Origin of the sequence: Desulfovibrio sp., assembly GCF_035644575.1 — a bacterium.
In the GTDB taxonomy this organism is placed as follows: Bacteria; Desulfobacterota; Desulfovibrionia; order Desulfovibrionales; family Desulfovibrionaceae; genus Desulfovibrio.
Genome location: NZ_DASQOG010000080.1, coordinates 20,894 through 30,955 on the forward strand (window position 1 = coordinate 20,894; position 10,062 = coordinate 30,955).

Consider the following 10,062-nt stretch of genomic DNA (forward strand, 5'->3'; position numbering starts at 1 on the left):
ACATTATGGCACGCATAAAAACAACACATGCGGTCGATTTTCGGCCAACCAGCCTGAACGACATTGAAACTGTCGAGGTAACCGCCGACCTGCTGATCATCGGCGGCGGCAATGCCGGTTGCTTTGTGGCAACGGAAACCGCGCGTCTCAACCCCGCAGCCAAGATCGTTATTGTGGAAAAGGCCGACATCATGCGTTCCGGCGCGTGTTCTGCCGGTATGGACGCCATCAACACCTATATTCCGCCCAACAAGACGCCCGAAGACCTCGTGCGCTGGAGCCGTTCGCAGGTTGGCGGCGGCCCCCTGCGCGAAGATCTTGCCCTTTCCAACGCTCAGGAGCTCAACGAATGCGTTGATGACCTGGAGCGCTGGGGCCTGCCCATTCTCAGGGACGAGCAGGGCAACATCCGCTATCGCGGCAAGTGGGACATTTCCATCCACGGCGAGCAGCTCAAGCCCATCATGGCCGAAAAAGCCCTTGAAACCGGTGCGGATGTCTACAACCGCGTGGCGGCAACGGCCCTGCTGGTGCACAATGGCCGCTGCACAGGGGCCACGGGCTTTGGCGTGCGCGACGGCAAGTTCTACGTGTTCCGCGCACGGGCCACAGTGGTGAGCACCGGCGGCGCGGGCACGCTTTACAAGTCCTACACCGCCGACTCCACCGACAGCGGCTCGCAAATCTGGATGTGCCCCTACTGCGTGGGTTCCGGTTATGCCATGGGCCTGCGCCAGGGCGCGGAACTCAGCAGCCTTGAGCAGCGCTGGGTCGCCACGCGCACCAAGGATTTTTGCGGCCCGGTGGATACCATCTCCGTGGGTTACGGCGCACCCATCATCAACTCGCTGGGCGAGCGCGTCATGAGTCGCTACGAAAGCGTTGGCGGCGATGCGGCCCCGCGCTACATCCGCGCCAACGCTCCCATGGAGGAATGGCTGGCTGGTCGCGGCCCCTGCTTCTGCGACACCACCAACATGACCCCGGAAAAAACCAAAGCCATGATGGAAGATTACCTCAACGAGCGTCCTTCCTTCGTGCTCTTCCTTGCCAGCCGTGGGCAGGATCCGTCCAAGGAACCCATCGAAATCTTCGGTTCCGATCCCTATATCATGGGCGGTCACACCGGCGGCGGTTACTGGGTGGACATGGAGCGCATGACGACCTTGCCCGGCCTGTTTGCAGCGGGCGAAACCGCAGGCGGCAACCCCAACAAGTTTGTGGGCGGCTGCTGCGCCGAGGGCAAACTGGCCGCGCGCGGCGCTCTGGCCTACATGGCCGTAGCCGATGCGCCGGAGCTTGATGCCGCCCAGATCGCCCAGGAAAAGGAACGCGTGTACGCTCCCCTGCTCACGCGCGAAGAAGAAGGCGTAAGCCCGCTGGAAATGAAGGAACGCCTGCAAAGGCTCATGGACGAATACGCTGGCGGTTCAAGCCAGTTTTATCGCGTCAACGAGCAGCAGCTTGATTACGCCCTGCGGCACATCAAGATTCTGCAAAGCCAGTTCAAGCACCTGCGCGCCAAGGATCTGCACGACCTTATGCAGGCCAACGAAACCATGGACCGCGTGGACGTGGCTGAAGCCGTTGTGCACCACCTCAAGGCCCGCAAGGAAACCCGCTGGGCTGGCTGGCAGACCCGCTCGGACTATCCCCAGCGCGACGATGAAAACTTTGACTGCTTTGTGGAGTCGCGCCGCGATCCCGTCACAGGAGAAATGACAACCTTTACCCGTCCCTACGAGCAGTTGCTGCCCGGCGACAGGTACAAGCCCTAAGTCAGGAGAAAGACAATGCCGCCGAAAATCGACACGCACAAATGCAACGGCTGTAACGGGCGCGAAGAAACCCATTGCGAAGAAATCTGCCCTGGCGATCTTATGGCCCTGAACCCCGCCACGGGCAAGGCCTACTTGCGGGCCGCCCGCGACTGCTGGGACTGCATGTCCTGCATCAAGGCATGCCCTGCGGGCGCGCTTGAAATCAAGATGCCCTACCAGCTGGGCTACTTCAAGGCCACGCTGCGCCCCATCATGGGCTCCAACTTCATTATCTGGAAATGCCGCGACATCAACGGGCAGGAACAGACCTACCGCTATGTGAACAGGCTGGACAAGGCCTGATAGCGCAGAGTATTATTAGAAAATAGCCGCCAGCGTCCTGCCGTTCCTACACGGCGGGACGCTGGCGCATCACACAGGGAAGGGCACTCATGGACACATTCTGGCATCTGGAAAAGGAAGACTTTTTCAAGGGCATTGACGAGGCCAAAAGCGCCTTTCTGAAAAACGCCCAGCGCCTTGAACTGTCTAAGAATGAGATGGTTTTTCTTGAAGGTGACGCGGGAGACTCCTGCTTTTATATAGAATCCGGCCTGATACGCATCTTCTGCATGGACCGCGCAGGCAAGGAAATGACCTTCTCTCTGCGCATGAAGGGCGAAATCTTCGGCATTTCAGAAGTGCTGAACAATTCCCCACGCAAGGCCAGCGCGCAGACGGCCAGCGCATCCGTGCTGTACGCCATCAACCGGCAGGATTTTGAAAGCATGCTCCAGGAGCATTATCCGCTGGCGCGCAGCGTCATTACCCTGCTTGGGCGCAGACTGCGCCAGATGGGCGATCTTGTGCGCCGCCAGAACAGCGACGTTGCCAACAGGCTGGCAAGCCTGCTCATTTCTCTGGCCTACGAAACCCTGCGCACCACCGAGGGCTGGAACAAGCCCTGCGAGATCCCGCTGAGCATTCCGCAGGAGCAGCTGGCCTCCATGGTCGGCTCCACCCAGCCCACGGTCAGCGCCACCTTGCAGCAGTTTCGCAATGCGGGGCTTATTGTAGGCTCGGGCAGACGCATTGTTCTGCTCAATCCCATTGAAATGATCTACCGCCTCGACCACAACCTGCTGTAGCCGTGCCCCCTGTCCCGCGCCACCGCACGCCTCGGGCCGCCACGGGCACCAGCGCGCCAGTCGGACGCCTTGCCGGAAATCCGGCCCAGACATTCGGTGCAGACAAAAAATTCGCCGTTGCCCCAATAATCTTGCAGCTTATAGTCTGCCCCGCCGGGAAATGGTACAGCCAGAACAAGGGCTGTTCCCGGAGCCTGCCATGTGCCCGCCATGTGGCTGCCTGCGGCTCCTTTCATTCCACTCCATTCCGATTCCTGCCCCTGCAACGGATTTTGCCGTCCGTGAAAGGTAAAAACAAAGCCCGCTCTTTCGAGCGGGCTTTGCGGCATTATACGTGCAGTTTCAGAAGGCCAAAGGCTGTCTGAATATTTGCCTCAGACGGGCTATTCCATGGCCTTCAGAATGCTGCTGGCAGAAACGGACGACAGCACGTTGCCGTCAACAATCACGGCTGGCAGGGTCTTGATACTAAAATACTGGGCGATCTGCTGGGCCTGATACAGGTTCACATTGCCCGCATTGTAGCAGTATTTGCCCACGGCCAGTTCTTCGGCGGGGTTCACCGGGGGCCGCAGCTTGCTCATGTAGCTGTAGTGGATGGGGAAGTCAGAGGATTCCGCCGTGGCGTCGTATTCGTTGTTAAAGGCCGCAACGTGTCCCTTTTTCTTTTGGGCAGCCTTGATCTCGTTCCAGCGCGAGAGCGCGTAGGTCATGTAGGCCATGCCCTGACCGGTGCGGGAGTAGGAAACCCAGATGCCCATGCCCATGAGGTCGGTGCCGTAGTATTCCTTGCTGTTGGCAAAAACCGCCACCTTACACTGCTGGGGCGAAACTGAGCGGCTGGCCTCAACCACGGCATGCCAGACCTTTTCGCTCTGCGGCGATGCAAAATCAAGCAGCACCAGAACTTCGTGAGGAGCCTTGGGCTCACCGAAAAACACAGGGTATATCTCGTGTTTCCACTGGGGCCGATAGGCAGCTTCACCCTCAATGGAGGTAGCGCGCCCGCCCATTTTTTGCAGCATGGCCTGGCTCTCTGCATCGTTCGTGCGCAGGTTGGGCAAGGAAGTACGCAAATAGGGGTTAAAGGCATTGGCCTTGGCGTTCTGCACGCCAGCCGCAAGGTTTACTTTTTCTTTAGGGCCGGTGTCCCCCGTGCCCATAGCGCCGCACCCGCCCAACAACAAACCTGAAACCAGTATAGCCGCCAAAAATCCGCGCATACTTCACCTCTTCTCCCAGCCAGCAGCAAGGGATTGCACGGCATCCTCAAGATGCCGCAGCCATATTTCAGCCACATCGGCGTATTCCGCCGTCCCCATGAGCACGGGCAGGCATTGGTGCCCTTGGGCCTCAATGCGACTGCGCCAACTGTGCCCGTTCTCGCCCGCCATGTCCTCCAGAGCATGGCGGCCCACCACCGACAAAAGCGGCATAAGCCATACCCGGCGTGAAGCGAGATTGGGCAAAATACTTTCAAGCGTCACAGCGCCGTTCATGGCCCCCACATGCACACGGCTGTCAAGCTCGTGCACGGCGCTGGCCAGATCCACATAGCGGGCAACCGCCTCGTGTTCCGCGCCGTGCCCCATAAAGACCACGTCTTCATCCGCGTTGCGCTCGGCGGGCAGATGCCGCACCAGCGCCCGAGCCGTAGAGCGCACATCGTCCGCCGTGGCGAGCAGAGGCGCGCCAACCCGGCAGAGCAGATGCTCGTGTTCGGCGGCCTCTTCAACCGTGGCGCGCACATCACCATGCTCCTGACCGGGTATGGTCTGCAAGGGCTGCACCGCCACTGCCTCGAACCGCTCAAGCCCAAGACGGCAAACCGCCTTGAACACAGAATCGCTCTTCTGGCGGGCCTGCGCCATGCGCTCGCGCAAGAGCAACGAAGTATAGGCCCAGCGTACCGGAATACCGGGATAACGCTGGCGCACAAGGGCGTCAAATCCCTTGAGGGCATTCTGCCCCTGCGGGCTGCTTGCGCCAAAGGCGACCAGAAGAATAGCGTGTCTCATGGGGCTTTTTTGTACGTCACTTGCGCCCTTGAAGCAAGGAGGCCGCATATGGCTGGCAATGCCCAAGCGGTTTCATATGAAATTGATGTTGACCTGCCTGTATTGTATTGACCCCGGCATCAATGCAGGGATAATGTGCCGGAGAATGGCCTGGATACTGCCAGCACTGCGTTGGTGGGCAAACCTTGGGGGTCGCATGGCAAAAGCTCTGGTACTTGGGGGGGCAACTGGCCTTCTGGGCCAGGCCCTGACGCGAGTGCTTAAAGCACGCGAATGGGAAGTTGCAACACTGGGCCGCGAAAACGGCAATCTGCTGGACATGGCCTTTCTGCAAACTGCCATTGCAGAGGCGCAGGCGGATGTGGTGTTCAACACTGTGGCCTGGACGGCTGTAGACGATGCCGAAGACCACAAGGACGAAGCCTGCCAGCTCAACCGCGCCTTGCCCGCCTCCATTGCGCGCTGCCTCAAGGCGCAGGGGGCCGGATTTCTCGTGCAGTTCAGCACGGACTTCATTTTTTCCGGCGCGGGCGAAACCGCGTGGAAAGAAACAGATACTCCCCAACCGGCATCTGTATACGCCAGCACCAAGCTTGAAGGCGAAAAGGCTGTTCTGGAAGCGCTGCCGGATCGTTCGTGCGTCATACGCACGGCATGGCTTTTTGGCCCAGGCCGCAAAAATTTTGTGGATACCATCCTTGCCGCCTGCCAGCGCCGCGATTCCATCAACGTGGTGCATGACCAGACAGGTTCTCCCACCTATACGCTTGATCTGGCGCACTGGAGCATCGCTCTGGCCGAAAAAAGGGCTACGGGCATCTGGCATGCGGTAAACGGCGGGCAGGCAAGCTGGTGTGATCTGGCTTGCGAGGCTGTTTCTCTGGCCGGGGCCCCGTGCCGGGTTGTGCCCATTGATTCGGCTGAGTGGCCTCAAAAAGCGCGCCGCCCAGTGTTTTCCGTGCTGGACAACAGCAAGCTGGCCGCCTTTCTTGGCAAGTCTCCTCGCCCGTGGCCCCAGGCCCTGCGCGATTATGTTTTCAGCGACTATCTGCCCGCGCACACCAGCAAAGGCGGGACGCAGTGACAATCCCAGGCCCTTGCCCGGCGCGGATTCCAAGCCTGCACGCATGGCGGGCGCTTTGCCTGATCGCGGCGGGCCTCACGTTGCTCACGCTGACTTCGCTCTGGAATGCCGATGGCGCTCAGGCCAGGCCGCGCAGTTTGCAGGAGCTTGCCGCCGTCAACGGCAAACTGATTGAAACAGGCGTCAAATACGGCTCCATCCCTTCCCTGTACCGCCCGCGCTATGACCGTATTCAGGATGCAAACCTGAGCCTCAGCGATGACGAGGTGGTGTTCATCGCCATGTTGCAAGGGGGCGCGCGCGTTTACCCGCAGCGCATCATGGTCTGGCATCAGGTTGTCAACGAAATCGTGGACGACAAGGCCTACGCCATCACCTACTGTCCCACCACCGGCACCTTCATGGCCTACGATTCTTCCATGGGGGGGCTGAACCTTATTTTTGACACGGAAGGCCGCCTCTACGACGGCAACAGCGTTCTGATCGACCGTAATTCCGGCAGTCTCTGGCTACAGGAAACAGGCATGGCCTTTGACGGCCCCCTGCTGGGCCGTGGCCTGCCCATGGTGCCTGTATACTGGACAACCTGGGGTGCGGCAAAGCGCACCTTTCCGCATGCCGTGGTGCTTGCCAAGCCTAACGGCAACAAGCCCTACGGGCGCGATCCCTACGGCAACTACCTGCGCAAGGGAACCTACTACGATAACGACAGGCTCATTTATCCGGTGGAGCGCACGGACAAACGTTTTGCCCGCAAAACCCCCATGCTGTGCATTGAGTATGAGGGATACCTGCTGGCTATCGATATAGGCTATGTGCGCAAAAAAGGGGCCGTGAATTTTTTTGTGGGGCCCAATGCCCTGCTGGCCGTCTATGACCGGGGCCTTGAGGTGGTGCGTCTTTTTAACCGCCAGATATGGGCCGAGCCATTCCTGTTTGTAGCCCAGAACGGCAAGCTCATGGATCTGACCACGCGCAGCCTGTGGGATCCTGCCACGGGCGTGGCACTTGACGGCAACATGAAGGGCGCGTCCATGCCGCAGTTTTACGGCGCGTATTCCATGTGGTTTGCCTGGTACAGCATGAATCCGGAAACGTTGGTCATTCCCGGCCCCGGCGAGGTGCCGGAAAAGCTGCTCTCGCCAGCCCCGCCGGGGGAATAGCCCAACAGCCCAAGCGGGGTCAGGCCATTTGCATTGCGCAAAACCAGAGCGTATTTGATTACCCATGAACTGCACCGTCACAGCATCCGCCGACATATCCATGCATCTGGCGTGGTTTACTGCATACGCCGCAGCCAAAACAGCCCAGACACAGGGAGATGCCTTGCCCATGGATATCAAACTCCATCACTCCCTTGAAGTGCTGGAAAATGCCCGCCACACCGTTGAAGGCGAAGGTTTTGAGCAGCAGACAGCGCGGGCCTGCCTCCTGGCAGCACTGTACCATGACGTGGCCCGCTTTGAGCAATATCTGCGCTATCATACGTTCAGAGACAGGGAATCGTGCAATCACGGCCAGATGGGCGTACGTGTTCTGAAGGCCGAGAGCCGCCTCGTCAACGAAAGTCCGCAAACGAGCAAGCTGGTCATGGCGGCTGTGGGCATGCACAACCGCTTTGCCCTGCCCAAGGGGACGCCGGAGGATATCGCTCTGGTCACCAATGTGGTGCGCGATGCGGACAAACTGGACATTCTGCGGATCATGGACGAACATTTGAGCGGCCCAGCCCCGTATAATCCCACGGTGGTGCTGCAACAGCCGGACGACCCAACCATCGCCAGCGAGGCTGTTCTCAAGGCTGTGCGCGAAAAGCGCGTGGCGGCCTATATGGATCTGCGCTGCGTCAACGATTTTCGCCTGCTGCTGGCGACATGGTTTTTTGATCTGCACTTTGCTTCGAGCCGCCGCAAATTCCTTGCGGACGGGCATGCGCAAAATCTGCTGCGTAGTGTGCCGGATACGGTTCCGCAGGCCGAAGCCCGCGACTGCCTGCTGCATATTCTGGAGACCGCGCTGTGACGCCTGCCCCTATGGCAGCCAGCCTTGACGCTTTGCCTGTCTGCTCTGCATTTTTTCCGCAGGCGGCGCTGGCACGGCGGGTGCCCTGGCCGGATGCGTACGCGCATGCTCCGCTCAACCCTGACGTGCAGACACTGCGAAGCGCCATTCAAACGCCCCTGACTTGTACGCGCATGGCTTTTGTGCTCTTTTATCTGCCTGAGGTGCAGGCAGAAGCCCTGCTGCGGCTCGCGCTTGAGAGCGCTGAAATAGTCTTGGTAGCTGATTTCAAACTGGCGGAACGCAACCTCGAGCTGCCCGCAACGCTGGCGGCGCGTAGCCTTATGGCGATTGCCGGAACGCATAAGCTTGAATCGCGCAGGGACAAGGGCATTCGCGCACCTCAAACAAATTTTATTCAAAGGGGCGGCATTGAGGGGCTTGTGCACCAATGCAATGCGCTGGTGCACGAGCGCCGCCCCATTTTTGCCGGAGCTGCGGCCCTGCTGCATTTGCAACGCGCCTGAGGCGTTGAACCTCCCCACGCGGCCTCTCGCGGCCCAGTGCGGCCAAGCCCGCATTTCTGGCCTCCTGGCTCCGCCTTGAAGGCCCACCCTGCCTGTGCTATAAGCTGCTCAGGCGCTGCCGCACCCTGTTCAGGCGCTCGCCTGTCAGACATTTGCGCCGGTAACGCCCGCCTTTTCCGCTTCTGGAGTTTTCATGTCAGATTTTGTCCATCTTCATTGCCATACCGAATACAGCCTGCTTGACGGCGCCATCCGCATCAAGGATCTGTGCGCCCGCGCCAAGGATTTCGGCATGCCCGCCTGCGCCATCACCGATCACGGCAACCTCTTTGGCGCGGCCTATTTTTATCAGGGTTGCAAGGATTACGGCGTCAAGCCCATCTTTGGGTGCGAGGTTTACGTCTGCCACGACCACAAGGATAAAAGCACGGATTCGCCACTGGCGCGCCGCCGCAATCACCTGATTCTGCTGGCCCAGAACACCACTGGCTATCACAATCTGGTCAAGCTGGTCACACAGGGCTACCTTGAGGGTTTCTATTACAAGCCCCGCGTGGATAAACCCCTGCTGCGCAAATATTCCGAGGGCCTTGTCTGCCTTTCGGCCTGCATTGCGGGCGAAATCCCCCGCGCCATTCTTGCGGACGACATGGACAAGGCCCTGAGCCTCACCCGGGAATACGCGGATATCTACCCCGACCGTTTTTACCTTGAGTTGCAATCCAACGGCCTACCCGAGCAGACCAAGGCCAACAACGCCCTTCTGGAACTGGCGGAAACCACGGGCGTGCCGCTGGTTGCCACCAACGACTGCCACTACCTCACCGCTGACGATGCCGAAGCCCACGAAGTGCTGCTCTGCATTCAGACGCAGACCACCATGGACGACCCCAAGCGCATGCGCTTTGGCACCCATGAGCTGTTCTACAAGTCCATCGAAGAGATGGAAAAGCCCTTTGCCCACGTGCCCGAAGCCCTGGCCAACACCATGCGCATTGCCGAGCAGTGCAATGTGGAGCTGGACTTCGGCCACCACTATTTCCCTGTGTACAAGCTGCCGGAAGGGGCCAGCCTTGATTCCGAATTTCGGCGGCTGGCAGAAGAAGGGCTGGAAAAACGGCTCGAGAAACACCCCGACAGAGACACGATTGACGTTCAGCTCTACCGCGACCGCCTGCAGTACGAACTGCGCGTTATTCTTGAAATGGGTTTCCCCGGTTACTTCCTCATCGTGCAGGAATTCATCAACTGGGCAAAAAACCACAATGTTCCCGTGGGGCCGGGACGCGGTTCCGCCGCCGGTTCGCTGGTGGCGTGGGCTTTGCGCATCACCAACCTTGATCCTATTCCGTACAATCTGCTGTTCGAACGCTTTCTGAACAACGAACGCGTCTCCCTGCCCGATATCGACGTGGACTTTTGCGAACGCCGCCGCGTCGAGGTCATCAAGCACATGGTGGAAACCTACGGCGAAGGCTCGGTGGCGCAGATCACCACCTTCGGCACCATGAAGGCCAAGGGCGT

General features: G+C 59.6%; 11 protein-coding genes. 8 read left to right on the forward strand and 3 right to left on the reverse strand.

Features of this window, described 5'->3' with window-relative positions:
- Nucleotides 1–5: 5 nt before the first annotated feature.
- The 3 genes from VEZ52_RS04355 (at nucleotide 6) to VEZ52_RS04365 (ending at nucleotide 2,908) form a co-directional block, all read left to right on the forward strand.
- Nucleotides 6–1,778: an adenylyl-sulfate reductase subunit alpha gene (locus VEZ52_RS04355; protein ID WP_324835699.1), complete on the forward strand. Its 1,773-nt coding sequence runs from the start codon at nucleotides 6–8 to the stop codon at nucleotides 1,776–1,778.
- A 15-nt stretch (nucleotides 1,779–1,793) separates the two neighbouring features.
- Nucleotides 1,794–2,123, forward strand: coding sequence for a 4Fe-4S dicluster domain-containing protein (locus tag VEZ52_RS04360; RefSeq protein WP_192113735.1), 330 nt, complete (start codon nucleotides 1,794–1,796; stop codon nucleotides 2,121–2,123).
- 89 nt (nucleotides 2,124–2,212) lie between these two features.
- Nucleotides 2,213–2,908 (forward strand): Crp/Fnr family transcriptional regulator, encoded by a 696-nt coding sequence (locus VEZ52_RS04365; protein ID WP_240824990.1) that lies wholly within the window; start codon nucleotides 2,213–2,215, stop codon nucleotides 2,906–2,908.
- Here VEZ52_RS04365 and VEZ52_RS04370 read toward each other — a convergent pair.
- The 3 genes from VEZ52_RS04370 to VEZ52_RS04380 all read right to left on the reverse strand — a co-directional run bounded on the left by VEZ52_RS04370 (nucleotide 2,881) and on the right by VEZ52_RS04380 (nucleotide 4,926).
- Nucleotides 2,881–3,144, reverse strand: a complete 264-nt coding sequence (locus tag VEZ52_RS04370; RefSeq protein WP_324835700.1) for a hypothetical protein — start codon at nucleotides 3,142–3,144, stop codon at nucleotides 2,881–2,883. The two genes, VEZ52_RS04365 and VEZ52_RS04370, sit on opposite strands and share 28 nt — an antisense overlap.
- A gap of 147 nt (nucleotides 3,145–3,291) precedes the next feature.
- The gene (locus tag VEZ52_RS04375) at nucleotides 3,292–4,131 is read right to left on the reverse strand and encodes a hypothetical protein (RefSeq protein ID WP_324835701.1); all 840 of its coding nucleotides are present in this window, start codon (nucleotides 4,129–4,131) and stop codon (nucleotides 3,292–3,294) included.
- 3 nt (nucleotides 4,132–4,134) lie between these two features.
- Nucleotides 4,135–4,926 (reverse strand): sirohydrochlorin cobaltochelatase, encoded by a 792-nt coding sequence (locus VEZ52_RS04380; RefSeq protein ID WP_324835702.1) that lies wholly within the window; start codon nucleotides 4,924–4,926, stop codon nucleotides 4,135–4,137.
- Nucleotides 4,927–5,122: 196 nt separating this feature from the next.
- Here VEZ52_RS04380 and rfbD point away from each other — a divergent pair, with 196 nt between their 5' ends.
- The 5 genes from rfbD to dnaE all read left to right on the forward strand — a co-directional run.
- Nucleotides 5,123–6,010, forward strand: coding sequence for a dTDP-4-dehydrorhamnose reductase (gene rfbD, locus VEZ52_RS04385; RefSeq protein ID WP_324835703.1), 888 nt, complete (start codon nucleotides 5,123–5,125; stop codon nucleotides 6,008–6,010).
- Nucleotides 6,007–7,173, forward strand: a complete 1,167-nt coding sequence (locus VEZ52_RS04390) for a DUF3179 domain-containing protein (protein ID WP_324835704.1) — start codon at nucleotides 6,007–6,009, stop codon at nucleotides 7,171–7,173. Before rfbD ends, VEZ52_RS04390 begins: the two co-directional genes overlap by 4 nt.
- A 64-nt stretch (nucleotides 7,174–7,237) precedes the next feature.
- Complete coding sequence (locus VEZ52_RS04395) at nucleotides 7,238–8,032, forward strand: HD domain-containing protein (RefSeq protein ID WP_324835705.1); 795 nt, start codon at nucleotides 7,238–7,240, stop codon at nucleotides 8,030–8,032.
- Nucleotides 8,029–8,538 (forward strand): hypothetical protein, encoded by a 510-nt coding sequence (locus VEZ52_RS04400; RefSeq protein WP_324835706.1) that lies wholly within the window; start codon nucleotides 8,029–8,031, stop codon nucleotides 8,536–8,538. The genes VEZ52_RS04395 and VEZ52_RS04400 overlap by 4 nt, the downstream gene beginning before the upstream one ends.
- Before the next feature lie 193 nt (nucleotides 8,539–8,731).
- A partial coding sequence (gene dnaE, locus VEZ52_RS04405) for a DNA polymerase III subunit alpha (protein WP_324835707.1) occupies nucleotides 8,732–10,062 on the forward strand: 1,331 nt, incomplete at its 3' end.